General features: G+C 69.0%; 19 protein-coding genes. 5 read left to right on the top strand and 14 right to left on the bottom strand.

The annotated features are described in order from the left end of the window. Nucleotides 1-272 precede the first annotated feature (272 nt). The 8 genes from HWX58_RS08135 to HWX58_RS08100 form a co-directional block, all read right to left on the bottom strand. Nucleotides 273-1,679: an amidase gene (locus tag HWX58_RS08135; protein WP_175986834.1), complete on the bottom strand. Its 1,407-nt coding sequence runs from the start codon at nucleotides 1,677-1,679 to the stop codon at nucleotides 273-275. 28 nt (nucleotides 1,680-1,707) lie between these two features. Next, on the bottom strand, nucleotides 1,708-2,736 hold the full coding sequence (locus HWX58_RS08130) for a fatty acid desaturase family protein (protein WP_175986831.1): 1,029 nt from the start codon (nucleotides 2,734-2,736) through the stop codon (nucleotides 1,708-1,710). 208 nt (nucleotides 2,737-2,944) lie between these two features. Next, nucleotides 2,945-3,214 (bottom strand): hypothetical protein, encoded by a 270-nt coding sequence (locus tag HWX58_RS08125; RefSeq protein ID WP_175986829.1) that lies wholly within the window; start codon nucleotides 3,212-3,214, stop codon nucleotides 2,945-2,947. A 211-nt stretch (nucleotides 3,215-3,425) separates the two neighbouring features. Continuing rightward, entirely contained in the window at nucleotides 3,426-3,848 is a 423-nt protein-coding gene (locus HWX58_RS08120) for a twin-arginine translocase TatA/TatE family subunit (RefSeq protein WP_175986827.1), read from the bottom strand. Then, nucleotides 3,829-4,647, bottom strand: coding sequence for a twin-arginine translocase subunit TatC (gene tatC, locus HWX58_RS08115; protein WP_368356415.1), 819 nt, complete (start codon nucleotides 4,645-4,647; stop codon nucleotides 3,829-3,831). The genes HWX58_RS08120 and tatC overlap by 20 nt, the downstream gene beginning before the upstream one ends. Nucleotides 4,648-4,650: 3 nt before the next feature. Beyond that, the gene (locus tag HWX58_RS08110) at nucleotides 4,651-4,902 is read right to left on the bottom strand and encodes a twin-arginine translocase TatA/TatE family subunit (RefSeq protein WP_175986824.1); all 252 of its coding nucleotides are present in this window, start codon (nucleotides 4,900-4,902) and stop codon (nucleotides 4,651-4,653) included. A 30-nt stretch (nucleotides 4,903-4,932) separates the two neighbouring features. Beyond that, the gene (locus HWX58_RS08105) at nucleotides 4,933-5,799 is read right to left on the bottom strand and encodes an intradiol ring-cleavage dioxygenase (protein ID WP_175986822.1); all 867 of its coding nucleotides are present in this window, start codon (nucleotides 5,797-5,799) and stop codon (nucleotides 4,933-4,935) included. A 240-nt stretch (nucleotides 5,800-6,039) separates the two neighbouring features. After that, on the bottom strand, nucleotides 6,040-7,203 hold the full coding sequence (locus tag HWX58_RS08100) for a glycosyltransferase (RefSeq protein ID WP_438268249.1): 1,164 nt from the start codon (nucleotides 7,201-7,203) through the stop codon (nucleotides 6,040-6,042). Nucleotides 7,204-7,390: 187 nt separating this feature from the next. Between HWX58_RS08100 and HWX58_RS08095 the strand changes: the two genes are divergently transcribed. The 3 genes from HWX58_RS08095 to HWX58_RS08085 are packed head-to-tail and all read left to right on the top strand — an operon-like array spanning nucleotide 7,391 to nucleotide 9,640. Further along, nucleotides 7,391-7,654: a glutaredoxin family protein gene (locus HWX58_RS08095; RefSeq protein WP_175986817.1), complete on the top strand. Its 264-nt coding sequence runs from the start codon at nucleotides 7,391-7,393 to the stop codon at nucleotides 7,652-7,654. A gap of 49 nt (nucleotides 7,655-7,703) precedes the next feature. After that, nucleotides 7,704-7,862: a hypothetical protein gene (locus tag HWX58_RS08090; protein ID WP_175986815.1), complete on the top strand. Its 159-nt coding sequence runs from the start codon at nucleotides 7,704-7,706 to the stop codon at nucleotides 7,860-7,862. 29 nt (nucleotides 7,863-7,891) lie between these two features. Beyond that, nucleotides 7,892-9,640 (top strand): aldehyde dehydrogenase family protein, encoded by a 1,749-nt coding sequence (locus HWX58_RS08085; RefSeq protein ID WP_175986813.1) that lies wholly within the window; start codon nucleotides 7,892-7,894, stop codon nucleotides 9,638-9,640. A gap of 2 nt (nucleotides 9,641-9,642) precedes the next feature. Here the strand turns inward: HWX58_RS08085 and pip are convergent, their stop codons facing one another. Continuing rightward, nucleotides 9,643-10,608, bottom strand: coding sequence for a prolyl aminopeptidase (gene pip / locus HWX58_RS08080; RefSeq protein WP_175986811.1), 966 nt, complete (start codon nucleotides 10,606-10,608; stop codon nucleotides 9,643-9,645). 106 nt (nucleotides 10,609-10,714) lie between these two features. Beyond that, on the bottom strand, nucleotides 10,715-11,590 hold the full coding sequence (ypfJ, locus tag HWX58_RS08075) for a KPN_02809 family neutral zinc metallopeptidase (RefSeq protein WP_175986808.1): 876 nt from the start codon (nucleotides 11,588-11,590) through the stop codon (nucleotides 10,715-10,717). Nucleotides 11,591-11,636: 46 nt separating this feature from the next. Here ypfJ and HWX58_RS08070 point away from each other — a divergent pair, with 46 nt between their 5' ends. Together HWX58_RS08070 and HWX58_RS08065 are read left to right on the top strand one after the other, a co-directional pair. Then, on the top strand, nucleotides 11,637-12,626 hold the full coding sequence (locus HWX58_RS08070) for a malate dehydrogenase (RefSeq protein ID WP_175986806.1): 990 nt from the start codon (nucleotides 11,637-11,639) through the stop codon (nucleotides 12,624-12,626). 41 nt (nucleotides 12,627-12,667) lie between these two features. Further along, entirely contained in the window at nucleotides 12,668-13,114 is a 447-nt protein-coding gene (locus tag HWX58_RS08065; protein ID WP_175986803.1) for a recombinase family protein, read from the top strand. Nucleotides 13,115-13,124: 10 nt separating this feature from the next. On the opposite strand, the gene HWX58_RS08060 is transcribed toward HWX58_RS08065, so the two are convergent. The 4 genes from HWX58_RS08060 to HWX58_RS08045 all read right to left on the bottom strand — a co-directional run bounded on the left by HWX58_RS08060 (nucleotide 13,125) and on the right by HWX58_RS08045 (nucleotide 15,695). Next, a complete protein-coding gene (locus tag HWX58_RS08060) occupies nucleotides 13,125-13,835 on the bottom strand; it encodes an FHA domain-containing protein (protein ID WP_175987057.1) in 711 nt (236 codons plus the stop codon). Nucleotides 13,836-13,993: 158 nt separating this feature from the next. Continuing rightward, nucleotides 13,994-14,383 carry a hypothetical protein gene (locus HWX58_RS08055; protein ID WP_175986801.1) on the bottom strand — a complete coding sequence of 130 codons (390 nt, stop codon included), beginning with the start codon at nucleotides 14,381-14,383 and terminating at the stop codon, nucleotides 13,994-13,996. Between the two features lie 20 nt (nucleotides 14,384-14,403). Beyond that, nucleotides 14,404-15,024, bottom strand: a complete 621-nt coding sequence (locus tag HWX58_RS08050) for a DNA/RNA non-specific endonuclease (protein WP_175986798.1) — start codon at nucleotides 15,022-15,024, stop codon at nucleotides 14,404-14,406. Then, entirely contained in the window at nucleotides 15,024-15,695 is a 672-nt protein-coding gene (locus HWX58_RS08045) for a WXG100-like domain-containing protein (RefSeq protein WP_250646153.1), read from the bottom strand. Before HWX58_RS08045 ends, HWX58_RS08050 begins: the two co-directional genes overlap by 1 nt. Between the last annotated feature and the right edge of the window lie 19 nt (nucleotides 15,696-15,714).

The raw sequence follows: 15,714 nt of genomic DNA, 5'->3' as shown, positions 1-15,714 counted from the left end.
GCGGATCGCACGGTCGCATTCGCATGTTGCTGCCATGGACGCCGTGTGGCAGCCGTTCGCGACCCCTCCCTGCGCACGCCGAGCCATCGCACAAGGGCAGGGGTCGCATATGGTCGCCACCCGCGCCACGTGGCAGCCGCTTGAGGCCCCTCACGGCGCACGCCGAGCCATCACGCAAGGGCAGGGGTCGCATGTGGTCGCCATCGGCGCCACAAGACAGCCGTTAGCGACCCTTTCGTGAAGTGCGACTCCTCGTCGGCCAGGTGACCGGGCTACGCGCGCCAGGCCGGCGGATGCGGCAGCGGGCCGCGCCGCTCCTCCAAGGTCGCGGCGAGTGCGATGATCGCCGCCTCGCCACCGGGTCGGCCGATCAGCTGCACGCTCACGGGGTGACCCGTTCCGTCGACGGTCACCGGAACGACGATCGCGGGGAGGCCGGCGACGTTCACGAAGCTCGAGTACGGCGCGTACCGCACCTGCTGCGAGAAGCTCCGCGCGGCATCCGACGCATCGAACCAGCCGATCGGCTGCGGCGGCAGCGCGAGCGCCGGAGTGAGCACCGCATCGAAAGGCGCGAACGCCGAGATCGTGTCGCGCTCGAACACCGCCGCCGCGGCGAGCGCGTCGAGCACCTGCACGCCGGTGAGCCGGCGCCCCTCCCGCACGAGCCAGGCCGTGATCGGTTCGACGAGGTCGAGCTCGGCGTCGGTGAGGGCCATGCGTGCGGCGCTCGTGCGCCAGAGCGTCATGAACAGCTCGGCGTAGCCGTGGGGGCGCCAGTCGAACGCGTCGACCGCGGAGCCGGCATCCGTGAGCAGTCCGGCCGCGACCTCTACGGCGCGCGCCGCATCCGGGTCGAGTCGGATGTCGTCGGCGTCGTCCCACGGCGAGACGGTCGTCACGCCGACGCGCAGGGATGCCGCGCCGTCGGTGACCGCATCGACGAACGGCCCGGCGCCCAGAGCCGCCGTCGCGAACGGATGCGAGCGACCCGCGACCTGCACATCGAGCAGCAGCGCGGCGTCGGCGACCGTCCGCGCGATGGGCCCGGCGACGGAGAGTCCGCCCGGGCTGTCCTGCCCCGACGCGAAGGGCACGCGCCCGCGCGAGGGCTTGATTCCGACGACGCCGACGGTCGCGGCGGGGATGCGGATCGCCCCGCCGCCATGGGATGCGGGGGCGAGAGGCAGGAGCCCTGCCGCCCCCGCGGTCGCCGCCCCGCCGCTGGATCCTCCCGCGCCGTTCGCGGTGTTCCATGGGTCGCGCGCGGGCGGCGCGATCTGCGTCTCGGTGTAGCCGGTGAGGCCGAACTCCGGCGTGTTCGTCTTGCCCAGGCTCACACCTCCGGCCTCGTCGAGCACAGCGGCCTGATCCGCGGTGGCATCCGGGATGTGCTCGCGATGCAGACGCGACCCGAACCGCGTCGGCACGCCGGCGCGGGGCACCAAGTCCTTGTCGGCGAACGGCAGGCCCCACAGTGCACCCTCGGGTTCCCGGCCGCCGAGCGACGCAGCGCGGGCGAGCGCAGCATCCGCCGTCACCTCGACGAACGCACCCAGCCCGCCGTCGAGCCGGGCGATGCGGTCGAGGTAGTGCTTCGCGAGGTCGACCGGGCCGATCTCGCCGGCGCGAAGTGCGGCGAGCTGGTCGGTCGCGGTCAGGTCGTGCAGTTCGGACATGGTTCGAGCCTATGGCCGCGCGCGCGGCCTACGCCCGACGGAGCTGAGCTGCCGCCGGGCAGTCGAACGGGTCGCCCGCGGCGAGTCCCACACGGTTGAGGTACTCGATGACGATGCGGTAGGAGCGGATCAGCGAGGTCTCGGTGTACGGCACGTCGTTCGCCGCGCAGTAATCGCGGACGATGCCGCGGGCCTGGGACAGGTGCAGGCGAGGCATGCTTGGGAAGAGGTGGTGCTCGACCTGGTAGTTCAGGCCGCCCATGAGCCAGGTCGCCCACCATCCGCCGGAGATGTTGCGGGAGGTGCGCACCTGCTTCGTGAAGAAGTCCAGCCGTGCTCCGGGCTCGATGATCGGCATGCCCTTGTGGTTCGGGGCGAACGACGCCCCCATGTAGACACCGAAGACCGCCATCTGCACGCCGATGAAGGCGAACGCCATGCCCAGCGGAAGGAAGAGGAACACAGGGGCCAGCAGCAGTGCGAAGCGCAGCGCGATGATGCCGAGCTCGATCCAGCGGCCCTTGACCTTCCTCTCGGTGAGGAGGTACTTGATGCTCAGGTAGTGCAGGTTGAGGCCCTCGAGCGTGAGCAGCGGGAAGAACAGCCAGCCCTGTTTGCGTGTGATCAGCCGGATGATGCCACGGGACTTGGCCGCATCCTCTTCGAGGAACGAGATGGTGTCGACCTCGATGTCGGGGTCGCGGCCCACCATGTTCGGGTTGCCGTGATGCTTGGTGTGCTTGGAGTCCCACCACGAGTAGCTCATGCCGATGGAACCGGCGAGAATCCGCGCGAGACGGAAGTTCGCCGGCCCGGACGACAGGATCTGGCGATGGGCCGCCTCGTGGGCGAGGAAGGCGATCTGCGTGAAGATGATGCCGAGGGCCCCGGCGATGAGCAGCTGGTACCAGCTGTCGCCGAAGAGGATGAATCCGGTGATCGCGCCACCGAGGGCGAGCGCGATGCCGACGGCGACGAAGCTGTAGAAGCGGGGCGCGCGCTGCAGCAGCCCCATCTCGCGGACGACCTGCGAGACGTTCTGATACGCCTTCGCCATCGGAGGGAAGTCGGCGTTGCCTGCGTAAGTCTGACGTACGCGGCCAAGAGTGCTTGTGGTCTGTTCGACCTGTGCAATGGAGATCTTGCTCTCCTGTCGATCGGAGCCCTTGAGCTGTGAAGCCAAGGGCAGCTGCCGATCGCTTCGTCTCAGGCTAACCCGGGCCGTATACGACACTGCGCATACATCGGAGTTGTTCAGCCGATGGTCAGCCGCGCACCTTGCCCAGGTGTCTGCGCACGGTCTGCACGAACGAACGCGTACGCCGCTGCGTCGATCCTTCGAGCGCGCGGCGCGCGGCGGCGAGGGTCGCGAACGATCCGAGCTCGGTGCCGTGGTTGTCGCGGACGACGTGTCCTTCGACGTCGAGTTCGACGAATCCGGCGTATTCGCCGGCTCGCGTCGCGACGTGAACGTCTTCGTCGGCCTGCTTCCAGGTCAGGGGTACTGGTGGATGGGTGGTGGTGGTGTTGCTCATGGTGTTGCTCATTGCTTGGTTCACACATTGCTGTGCGGACGCGCACGAAGCGCATCCAGAATTTCTGGAGATCGAGAGCGGATGCCGCGCGCGTCGGTGTGCGCGGTCCTTGGATGGGCCCTGATCAGTGGCATCGTGCGCGCCGAAATCGCGGCGAATCATTCACGTTGCACCACCTATTGTAGCAGTGACGGCGACAACGGCTCCAGAATCAGCTCGACGCCGCTGCGACGACCTCCTCGTCCGGCACCCAGATGCGCCGGGGATGAGCGGAGGATCCCTCCACCACCCAGCGCCCCGCACGCGGCGTGAGTGGAGTCGTGTCCGGCTCACCGACAGCGACTATCCCTGCATCGCCCTCCGCGACCGGCGGCGGAGCATCGGCCTCGCGCAGCGCGTCCCGGATGATCCGCCGCGGGTCGTACTGCCGGGGATCGAGCGCCTGCCAGTCCGCCCGTACGAGAGCGACCCCGGCGTCGTCGATCGTGCGCGTGCGCGCCTCCGCCGCCGCCAGCGTCAGTCGTCGAACGGCCGCGGAGAATCGCTGCGCATACTCCGGCAGGCGGTGCGGGCCGATGATGACGGCGGCGCAGATCGCCACCAGGACGAGCTTCTCAATGGTCAGGCCGAACATCTCTCACCTCTTCTTTCTGCGCCCGATCGCGGCGACGCATCGACCGGTCGTGCCACCAGGTCACGGCGAGCGCGGCAGCGAATAGCAGAGCCATCGGCACGGCCACGAGGAACATCGACAGCACGTCGGCGGCGGGTGTCACCACGGCACTGAAGACGACGATCGCGACGAGCACGATGCGCCAGCTGCGTGCGATCGTCGCCGCGGACAGGATCCCGAGCATGTTCAGCGCTACGAGGACGACGGGGAGCACGAAGGCGATGCCGGTCGCCACGACGATCTTGAGCACGAAGTCGACGTAGTCGGAGGCCTGCAGCAGCGTGCTGTCCTCGGTGTCCGCGAACCCGGCGAGCAGCTCCACCATGTGCGGGAACAGCAGGGCGCCGGTCGTGCAGCCCGCGAGGAACAGCGGGACCGCCGCCCCCAGGAACCCGTACGCATGCTTCTTCTCGCGCCGGGTCAGGCCCGGTGCGAGGTAGGCGAACAGCTCGTACAGCCACACCGGGCTCGACAGCACGATCCCCGTGTAGAGGGCGACTGTGAGCCGCAGATCGAAGGCACCGGTGATGCTGTCGTAGTTCAGGCTCGCGTCACGCGATGCGGCGAGCTCCTCGATCGGCGCGCGCAGCGCATCGAGGATGTGCGGGGCGAGCGCGTAGCCGGCCACGATCGCGACGACGCCCGCGACGGTCGCCCGCACCGCCCGCCGCCGCGCCTCGCGCAGGTGCGAGGACAGCGGCATGCGTGCGGCATCCGCCTGCGCGTCCGCGGGCGCCGGCGCGTCGACGAGAGCCGTCACGGCTCAGTCCGCTCCGAGTGCGGCGCTGGCGGGCGCCGGGGCCGTAGAAGCAGGCGCCGTGTTCGCGGACGCGCTGTCCGGCGCGCTGGAGGCCGCGACCGGCGCCTCGGCCTCGACGGTCTGCGCCTCCGCCTTGAGGATGCGCAGCGACTGACCGACGCTGCGCGCGAGCGCCGGGAGCTTCGCCGCCCCGAAGATGAGGATGACGATGCCGAGGATGATGAGAGCGTGCCAGCCGGTGAGGTTCTGGAGCATGATGAGGTCCTTTCGAAGAGGTCGCGATGGTCAGGATCCGGGCCGGTCGCCGGGGCCTCCGCCGCTCGGCGCGGAGCCGGCCGACGGTGTCGTGGTGGTGTCGATCCGCACCTGGAGGGTGGCGGTGTAGCCGCTGGCGGCATCCCCCGTCATGGTCGCCAGCTGCAGCGCGCCGCTGTCATCGCCGAAGACGTTGTCGCTGGCGAGCGTGATCCCGGCGAGGTTCTGCACGGACGAGCTGTACCTCGAGTCGGTGTAGACGGCGTTGCAGGTCTCTTCCGGCAAGGCGATCTGGGAGGTCGCGATGGCGTTCGCGGAGTCGCTGATCGACGCGGCATCCGGGTACACCTCGAAGTGGATGTGCGGCCACCGGCCCGAGTAGCAGCCGGGGAAGATCGACGTGAACGAGACCATCCCGTCGGCATCCGCGACCTGCACACCGCGCAGGTACGTGACGTCCTCGAGGCCGGAGGAGTACATCGAGTACTCGCCGTCGGCCGTGCAGTGCCAGGCGTAGACCGCGGCCCCTTCGAAGGGTGAGTCGCCGTTCGCCATGTCGAGGACCTCGAGGCGGAACGTGAGCGGCACGCCGTCTGCGGTCGCCGATCCGTCGATCGACGAGCGGATGTCCTGACGCACGATCCCGGACTCCTCGAGGACGTCGGGCCCGTTGGACCCGTCGCCCGGGTACGGACCGGCAGTCTCGTCGGGGATCTCGCCCTCTGCCGTCACGCTCGTGGAGCTGCCAGTGGTGTTCGAGCTCTCGGACGAGTCGCTCGATCCTGAGGTCGAGGTCGAGTCGGATCCGCTGTTCGTGCTCGCCGCCGGCGCACAGGCCGCGAGCACGGCCGCGCCGACGCCGAGTGCGGCGATGCTGATGATGCCGCGGCGGGTCATGAGCGTGCCGATGTCGAAGGGCGCGCCCTGGTCGACGACCTCTTCGTCCGGGCGGTCGAGAGCCGGCCCTCGTAGGCGGGGCCCTCGGGGTGGTCTCGGGTTCGGGAATGCGGGTCATGTCGGGCCCTTCGGTCGTGTCCGGTTTCGTTGATGAACCCAGAGTGACCGTCCGACCCGAGCGAAGACTATGCCGCTTCCATGCGGAACCTATTGAGCGACTATTGGTTTCCTATGCTCAAATCAGAGCTCGCCGGGACGCATGGCCTCGGCGTCGATCGCGCGGATGATGCGCTGCGCGGCCGTGTCGGCCTTCGGCGCCCGCTCCCGGCGGCGATCGCGGCGCGGTGCGTACACGAACAGGGAGTGGAAGAGGAAGCGCGCGAAGAAGGCGACGACGAGCGAGATCGCGGTCGCCAGCACGCTCGAGATGTGCCACGTCTCGACCATCAGCACCATGATCGGGATGCGCAGCGCCGCCTCGACGTTGTTGAACGTGAAGGATGCCGCGAACCGCGCCCACACGCCGCGGGCGTCCGTGCGCATGTCGCCGAACACGAACCGCTCCTGCAGCAGGAAGTTGCCGATGATCGTGGCCTCGGCGCCGATGATCGCCGCCCAGACGTACGGCATGCCCGCTGCCGTGAGCAGCCACATGATGCCGAGGTTCGCGAGCGCTCCGATCGCCCCGATGACCGCGAACAGCGACATCTTGCCGAACCGTAGCCGGGCGAGGTGGGCGATGAACGTCGCCCCCTGCCGCAGCGACGCCTTCGACGTTCCGCTGCGCCGCTCCGAGAACTCCATCGGCACCTCGGCGACGCGCACATCGGTGCGGGCGAGGATCTCGAGCAGGATCTTGAACCCCTGCGGGCGGAGCGCTGCGACGTCCAGGCGCGTCCGGTCGACGAGGAAGAACCCGGTCATCGGATCGGTCGCGTTCGCAAGGCGACGGGGGAACATCGCCTTGGTCAGCCAGGTCGATGCCCGCGAGACGCCGAACCGCAGCGTCGTGCCGAGCCCGGTGGAGTCGCCGCCGCCGACGTAGCGCGACGCCGCGACGACATCCGCATCGCCCTGCGCGAAGCGGTCGAGCATGGCCGGGATGAGTTCAGGGGGATGCTGCAGATCGCCGTCTATGACGATGCAGACGTCTCCGTGCGCCTCAGCGATACCGAGCACCACGGCGCCGCCGAGCCCGCCGGTGTTCGCGCTTCGGTGGATCACGCGCACCGGAATCGACGCCGTGGAGCCCACCCGCTCGACCTCGGCGGCGGTGTCGTCGGTGCTGTCGTCCACGAACAGGATCTCGGCGTCGCGCCCGTCGAGCGCCGCAGCCGTGCGCTCGACGAGTTCTTCGACGTTGCCCCGCTCGTTGAAGGTGGGGACGATGACGGTGATGGCGATGCCCACGCGCGTCCCCTTCCGTGCTCGCTGGACGACGGCATCCATCGTCCCATGTCCTGCTATGGGACATGCACGGATTCCACAGGCGCTACGAGGGCGGAGCCTGCACCCCGAGGAAGCTGCGCGCGGCCATGCCGAGGGGGTCGCGATCGCCCCTTCCCCATCGAGACGCGCATATCCTGGATGCATGACTGAAACCGCTCGGGACACGATCACGATGTTCGGCGCCGACTGGTGCCGCGACTGCATCCGCACCAAGAAGCAGCTCGACGAGCTCGGCATCGAGTACACCTACGTCGACCTCGTCGCGGACCCCGCCGCCGCGGACGTCGCGAAGGAGATCTCGGGGCGCACGAACATCCCCGTCGTCGTCTACCCCGACGCCACGCACCACGTCGAGCCGTCGAACGACGACGTCGCCGCGAAGCTCCGCGAGCTCTCGCTGATCTGACGCTCCGGACGCTTCGGCAGGCTCAGCGGCCTGCTCTTCGGTGCGGCTGTTGCTGCGCCGAGCGACCGGCGATCCGGTGAGCGGATACCTGCTGATGGGCGTCGTCGCGGGCGTCGTGCTCGGCATCCTGCCGCTCTCGCGCTATCGGCTGCGCCGCACCGACATCGAGCGCGCCGAGGTCGGACCGCCCCCAGGAGCGCCCGCATAGGCTGGAGTTCCCGCACGAAGGAGACGCCGATGACGACTGCTGCCACCGCGACCGCGACGACCGACCTCGATGACGAACAGCGCGAGCGACTCGACGGGGCGATCGACGCCCTCGAGGCTGGTTCGCGGACGTGGTCGGCGCTGGATGCCGGGCAGCGGGCCAAGCTCCTGCGCGTGGTGCGCACCGCGGTGGCGTCATCCGCCGAGGAGTGGGCGCACACGGCGGCCGCGTCCAAGGGTCTGAACGGCAGCCATCCCCTCCGCGGCGAGGAGTGGCTGTCGGGCCCGTACAGCGTCCTGGGCGCCCTCGACGCGTACGCCGAGACGCTCTCGCGCCTGGCCTCGGGCCGCAACCCGCTCGAGGGCATCCGCATCGATCGCGCCCCCGGCGGACGCGCCCGCGTGCACGCGTTCCCGCTGACGGGGCTCGACAAGGTGCTGCTGTCGGGGTTCACCGGCGAGGTGTGGCTCGAGCCGGGGACGACGCCGCGCATCGCGCGTGCGACGGCCGGACTCGCGCAGCGCACCCCTGCCGAACCGGGCGGGGTCGGCCTCGTTCTCGGTGCCGGAAACGTGACCTCGATCCCGGTGCTCGACGTGCTCTACGAGCTGCTCGCGTACAACCGCACCGTGCTGCTGAAGGTCAATCCCACGCAGGACGCCCTCGTTCCCGTCTTCGAGCACGCGTTCGCGGCGCTCATCGAACCCGGGTTCCTGCGCATCGTCCGCGGCGGCGGCGATGTCGGCGCCTATCTCACCGGACACAAGAGCATCGCCCACGTGCACATCACCGGGTCGGCCGCGACGTTCGATGCGATCACGTGGGGTGCGCCCGGCAGCGCGACCACTCGTCGGCGCCGCGAGAACCGGCCTCTGCTGAAGAAGCCCATCACGGCCGAGCTCGGCGGGGTCTCGCCCATCATCGTCGTCCCCGGCGAGTGGACCGACGCCGACCTGACGTTCCAGGCAGAGCACATCGCGACGATGCGACTGCAGAACAGCGGGCACAACTGCATCGCCGGGCAGGTCGTGATCATGTCGTCCGAGTGGGCTCAGGCAGACGCGTTCCGCGCGGCGCTGCGTCGCGCCTATGCGAAGGCTCCGGAGCGTCCCATCTGGTACCCGCATTCTGACGGACGGATGCAGCAGGCGAACGACGACTACCCCGACGCGCTCGTGCTCGGCGACCGCCTGCTCGTCGAGCTCGGGGCGGATGACGAGGCCACCGCGCTCGAGACCACCGAGTACTTCGCGCCGGTGCTCGGCGTCGTCGCTCTTCCCGGAACGGGCCAGGACTTCCTGGATGCCGCTGTCGCGCACGCGAACGACAGACTCCAGGGCACCCTGGGCGCGAACCTTCTGATCGATCCGGCCACGGAGCGCTCCCTCGGTGCCGGATTCGACCGTGCGATCACGGCGCTGCGCTACGGTTCGATCGCGATCAACGCCTGGACCGCCTTCGGGTTCATCACCCCGACGCTGACGTGGGGCGCGTTCCCCGGAAACACGCTGCAGGACGTCGGTAGCGGCATCGGCGTCGTCCACAACGCGCTGCTGCTCGACCGCGTCGAGCGCACGGTGCTGCGCGGGCCGTTCCGCCCTTTCCCGCGGTCGCTTCCCGGCGCAGGCGGCGGCGGGCGGTTCACGATCCTGCCGAAGCCGCCGTGGTTCGTGACCGCGCGCACGGGTGCCGTCGTCAGCGAGGGCCTCACGCGCTTCCGTGCGAACGGCGGCGCGATCGGGCTCGTCAAGACGCTGCTGCAGGCGCTGCGCGCCTGATCTCAGTCGCCGGCGAAGAGGTCAGTCGCGTCGCGGAGAGCCTGTTGGATGCCCGGTTCGGATGCCGCGTGCCCGGCGTCGTTCACCACGACGAACTCGGCCTCCGGCCACGCCCGGTGCAGATCCCACGCGGTCATCATCGGTGTGCAGATGTCGTAGCGGCCCTGGACGATGACGGCGGGGATGTGCCGGATGGCCTCCACGCCGGCGATGAGCTGACCCTCGGTCCACCAGCCGCGGTTGACGAAGAAGTGGTTCTCGATGCGCGCGAAGGCCACGGCGGTGGCATCCTCGGTCATCCGCTCGATGGTGTCCTCGTCGGGGAGGAGCGTGATCGTCGACCCCTCCCACTTCGACCAGGCGCGGGCCGCCGGCACGTGCACTGCCGGGTCCGGGTCGAACAGGCGCCGGTGGTACGCGTCGATCAGGCGGTTGCGCTCGAGCACGGGGATCGGCTCGATGAACCCCTCCCAGAGGTCGGGGAACAGTGCCCCGGCGCCGCCCTCGTAGAACCACTCCAGCTCTTCGCGGCGCAGCGTGAAGATGCCCCGGAGCACGAGTTCGGTGACGGCGCCCGGGTGGGCCTGCGCGTAGGCGAGCGCGAGCGCGCTGCCCCACGATCCGCCGAAGACCTGCCAGGCCTCGATGCCCAGGTTCTTGCGCAGCAGTTCGATGTCGGCGATGAGGTGCGCGGTCGTGTTGAAGCGCAGGTCGGCGTCGGGTGCGCTCGCGTGCGGAGTGCTGCGTCCGCAGCCGCGCTGGTCGAACAGTACGATCCGGTACTTCTCGGGGTCGAAGAACCGTCGGTGCCACGGCGCGGTGCCGCCGCCGGGGCCGCCGTGCAGGAACACGACGGGCTTGCCTTCGGGGTTGCCGCTGACCTCCCAGGCGATGCGCTGACCGTCACCGACGAGCAGCATTCCGCTGTCGTACGGTTCGATCGGCGGATACAGTGCATCCGTGTTCATGTTCGTCCCCCGTGGATAACGCTCGCGTCGCGCTCGACGCCTCATTCACCGTACCGTGGAGAGGCCGTTCTCCCGCGGAACCACAGTGCTGGGAGGGGCTCCGGAGTCAGAGGTCTGCGCCGTCGACCGAGAAGGTGTCGCAGCTGCCCAAACCGTTCTGGTAGCCGTTCGCGAACCAATACTGCCGCTGCTCGCTCGAGCCGTGCGTCCAGGATTCGGGGTTGTTGAAGCCGGCCTGCTCCTGGATGTGGTCGTCACCGACGGCGAACGCGGCGTTCAGGGCATCCTTGAGCTGCGCGTCGGTGGGCGTCTCGAGGTACGCGACACCGTTCTCGTCGGTGAGCGAGGCGGCATCGGCCAGCCACGCCCCGGCGTAGCAGTCGGCCTGCAGCTCGGTGCGGACGCTGTTGCTGTCGGGCCCCGAGCCGTTGTTCGGGTGATCCTGCATGATCCCGGTGATGTTCTGGATGTGGTGGCCCCACTCGTGCCCGACGATGTAGAGCTGCGCGAGCTCGCCGGCCGACGCATCGAACTGCTGCCGCATGATCTGGAAGAAGTCGGGGTCGATGTAGACGCCCTGCTCGGGCGGGCAGTAGAACGGGCCGACCGAGTTGGATGCCGTACCGCACTGCGTCGTCGTCTGCCCTTCGAACACGTAGAGCTGCGGCGGGATGTACCCGTCGACGCGCTGCGCCCAGTAGTCGTCGAGAAGCACCTGGGCGCCCGCCATCCGGCAGTCGTCCTGCGTGTTGGCGTCCTCGCCGGTCTGACATTCGGCGAGGGTGCTCGTGCCGCCCGATGCCGGCTGCTGCTCGCCTCCGGACGCTCCGCCGACCAGACCGGTGAGGTCGGGACCGCCGAGCATGGCGACCACGAGCGCCACGAGGCCGAGCACGCCGGCACCGCCGCCGGCGATAGCGGCGGTGCGACCGGGGCGACGGGTGCGGTTTCCGGAGATGTCGGCGTCAGGGTTGAACGTCATAGGATGAGGGTACCCCCGCACCAGCGGCCGACGTAGGCTCATACCCATGGCGACCACGATCACGATCACGGGTGCGGGCGGGCAGATCGGATACGCGCTGCTGTTCCGCATCGCCGCGGGCGACATGCTCGGACAGGACGAGAAGGTGCGGCTGCGACTGCTCGAGATCCCGCAGGGCCTGAAAGCCGCCGAAGGGGCGGCGCTCGAGCTCCAGGACTGCGCGTTCGACCTGCTCGAGAGCGTCGAGGTGACCGATGACGCAGCAACCGGGTTCGACGGCTGCAACCTCGCCCTGCTCGTCGGCGCCCGCCCGCGCGGCCCCGGCATGGAGCGCGCGGACCTCCTCGCCGCCAACGCCGGGATCTTCGGCCCGCAGGGGGCCGCGATCGCCGGATCCGCGGCATCCGACGTGCGCGTGACCGTGGTGGGCAACCCCGCCAACACGAACGCGCTGATCGCCGCGGCAGCCGCCGACGGCATCCCCGCGGAGCGCTTCACCGCGCTCACCCGCCTCGACGAGAACCGCGCCCGCGCGCAGCTCGCCGCCGCACTGGATGCTCCGGTGTCAGCCATCCGGCGCGTGCCGATCTGGGGCAATCACTCGGCCACGCAGTTCCCCGACGTGACGCATGCGACGGTCGACGGCCGCCCCGTGCTCGAGGCTCTCGCCGAGCGCGTCGACGACGTCGAGGCATGGCTGGAGCAGACCTTCATCCCCCGGGTCGCGAAGCGCGGTGCGGAGATCATCGAGGTGCGCGGGTCGTCGTCCGTGGCATCCGCCGCGAACGCGACCATCGAGCACGCGCGCGACTGGGTGCACGGCACGGACGACTGGACGAGCGCCGGTGTCGTCTCGAACGGCGAGTACGGTGTGCCCGCCGGCCTCGTCTCCTCGTTCCCGGTGCGCTCGGTCGACGGCCGCTGGCAGATCGTCGAGGGGCTGGAGCTGAGCGCATGGGCCCGCGGGCGGATCGACGCGTCCGTCGCGGAGCTGGTCGCCGAGCGCGACGCGGTGCGCGCGCTCGGCGTGCTGTGATGTCACCGGGTCAGGGCAGAATGGATGCCGGAGGTTCGGGGATGAACGACGTGAACGAGACGATGGATGCCGCGCTGACGAGTCCGCTGCACCTGCCGCACGCGGCAGCCGACTGTCCGAAGTGCCTGGCGAACCTCGACCACGACTGGTGGTCGGCCCGCCCGGAGGGCGCGCGCCTGGTGGGGCTCGTCGTAGCCCGCGACGGGATGCCGTCGGTCACCGAGCAGCGCGAGGACCTCACGCGCTTCGGCGTGCCGATCGAGGGGTTCCGGCATCCGGCGCCCGACATCCTCGAGTCGTGGGAGGACCGCGTCCGGCGCCTGCTCGACACCCTGCGGCGCGGAGATGTGCTCGTCGTCGCGAACGTGCACGCTCTCGGGCGCGACCGCGACGAGGAGACCCGCACCGCCGCGGCTCTGCGCAGCCGCGGGATCATGGTCAAGGTGCTCGGGCATCACGCCCGGCACCTCGCCGACGCCGCGCGCTGACGCTTGCGACTCAGTCGTCCGCGTCGCTCTGATTCCGCAGCGCCTCGTCGTCGAGGAGCGGCAGATCGGCACGGGTGACGACCTGCGAGGTGACGGCGTACTCGACGAGGCGAGCGCGACGGTTGGTGGCGAGCTTGCCCGGTCCCCCGCGCAGCCCCTGCACGCCCATGCGGTCGAGCTTGTCGCAGACGTTGTCGAGCTTGCGGTTGAACTTGCTCATGCTCCAGCCGAGGCGCCCCGCTGCGTCGCTCGACGACGGCAGCTCATTCATGCTGACGCCCTCCCGGCGCAGCATGGGTTCGGCGAGGGCGACGATCAGCTGCTTCTGCATGGTGGTGAAGCTCACGGGCATCACCGTCGTCTCGCCGCTCATCGACGCCTCGACCTGACTGGAAACCTCGTAGGGCGCCTCTTCGGTGTGCAGACTGAGCTCGTAGGTGACCGGCCCTGCCGTGAACACGATGACGTTGCGCTCGAACACGAGCGGCATGCGCGCGCCGGGCGACAGCCACGACTGCACAGCGCCTCCCGCGCTGGAGACCGTCGCGGCCAGACGCACTCCGACATTGGCCAGCCACCACAGGCCGTCATGATGCTGAAGCTCGAGGAAGTGCCGGTGCAGGTACGGGTTGTCGTCGATCTCGAGGTCGCCCTCGCGGCCGATGATGAACGGCTGGTCCGAGGGCAGCTCGTGCCACTCCCCCGCGAACTCGAGACGCAATGGCGCAGCGCCGTTCACGCCTTTCGCCTGGGCACCCCCTTCAACCGTCGCGGCAGGCTTCAGCTCAGTCACGTATCGAACCCCCTCGGCGAACATCTTGCCATGCGAAGGGCCGAATGCGCGCCAGGCCCGGTTCGAGCGCAGGAGGGCGGCGGCCGTCAGTCGAACGTCGGCCGGAGCTCCTCGCGGAACACCTTGCGGTTCCGCGGGGTCATCTTCCACCGCGTCTCATCGGTGTCCTCGAACGTCACGTTGTACTTCCCGTTCGTGCGGTCGAGCTGCACGAGCACCTGCACGGGCAACGCGTCGCCGTCCTTGAAGTAGCTTCCCATGTACGCGTCCACTGCCGGCTTGACCGCCCAGGCGTCCGCAGCCACCGCGGAGATCGTGCCATCCGGGGAGTAGAGGTAGCCGTGCGCCTCGTTGAACGCCCCGTCGGGGAACTCGAGGATCATCGCCAAGGATGCCCAGCCCTCCCGGTCGATGTCCGGTCCATCCATGTGGTCCACCAGGGCGTGGAGAAGATCGGCGGTCACGTTCTCTGACACGAGATTCCTTTCGACGAGGTTCAGCGCTGGTTGATGCGGTGGAATATCTCGCCGGTGATGTTATCGAAGGACGGGCTGCGCGTCTCGAGAATCTCGCCGGTCGAAGGATCCGACACCACGTACGCCACCTGAAACCTATCAGGCCGCACGGCGCCCGGAGGGTCGATGGCGATGCGGTAGTCGACCCGGCAGCCCTCCGCCGCCCAGTCAGCCCACTCATTCTCCATCTTCTTCCAGGCCCCCCGATTGAGGTTCGCGGCCTGCGGCACGATTCCCTCGTCGGGCGTGTCTCCGTAGAAGCGATGAGCGCCGAGGTGACCGCCGTCGTCGCCGTCCCGACCGAGCTGCCCGATCGCCGTCGCGTTGTCGCCGCGGTCACTGCTGCCGAAGTCGTCGAGGATGGTGCCGTTCTCCTGCACCGGCCGCCGGTTCTCCGGATCGAAGTGCGTCGTCTTGGAGTTCCTGCCTCGCGTCGTGTCGATGCTGTCGAAGTTGTCCGTGTCGCGCACCTTCTTCACGACACTGTCGAGGTGCTCGTTGATCCGGTCGGTGAGCTGGGCGAGCCTGAGATTGAGGTCGCCACCGGCGTCGTCAACCGAGTTCTTCACCTTGCGCATGACCTCGCGTGCGGCCTTGCTCATCAGTCGTCTCCTCCGAAGTCGAGGGCGGAGAACTCCGTGAAGAAGTTCGATGTCAGCGTCGAGATGTCGGTGCCGTGAAGCTTCATGTCCGTCTGCGCATCCTCAAGGGCCTGCAGGTCAGCGTAGAACTCATCGGTGTCGCCGACCGCGCTCTCTGTCATCGGCGCGTCCAGGATCGCGTCGATGACCGCCGGCAGATGCTCGGACATCGGCTCGATCACCATCGGCGCGAGCTGTTCGATCAGCTGCTCCACCACGATGTCCACCGCCGCGTTCAGGAGCTTCTTCTTGATGAGCAGCATGGGGCCGGCACCCACGGCGGTGATCGGGTTCGTCAGCATCCCGACCAGGGCGATCATCGTCGTCGTGACGTCGAAGATCACCTTCATCTTCAACCCGAGGATCACTTCCGCGCCCACATCCATCGCCGTCGCCGCGGGCGGCATGATGTCGATCAGCTTCTGCAGGTTCTGCGAACGATTGGTGTTCCAGGCGCTCAGTGTCGCGGGTCCGGTCTGTCCTCGCATCGCGACGCCCAGGTCGCCGTTCATCTTCCGATCGACCGCCTGGACGACCGATTCCAGATCGGTCCCGAGATCGCGGACCAGCGTCGCGCCTTTGCGAACCTCGTCCTCATCGATGTCCGGCCAGTCGAATCCCAGCTTCTCCATCACCCATATCAGCTCATTC

It is taken from the genome of Microbacterium tenebrionis (assembly GCF_903645325.1).
GTDB classification, from domain to species: domain Bacteria; phylum Actinomycetota; class Actinomycetes; order Actinomycetales; family Microbacteriaceae; genus Microbacterium; species Microbacterium tenebrionis.
This window is presented reverse-complemented; position numbering and strand designations above follow the sequence as displayed.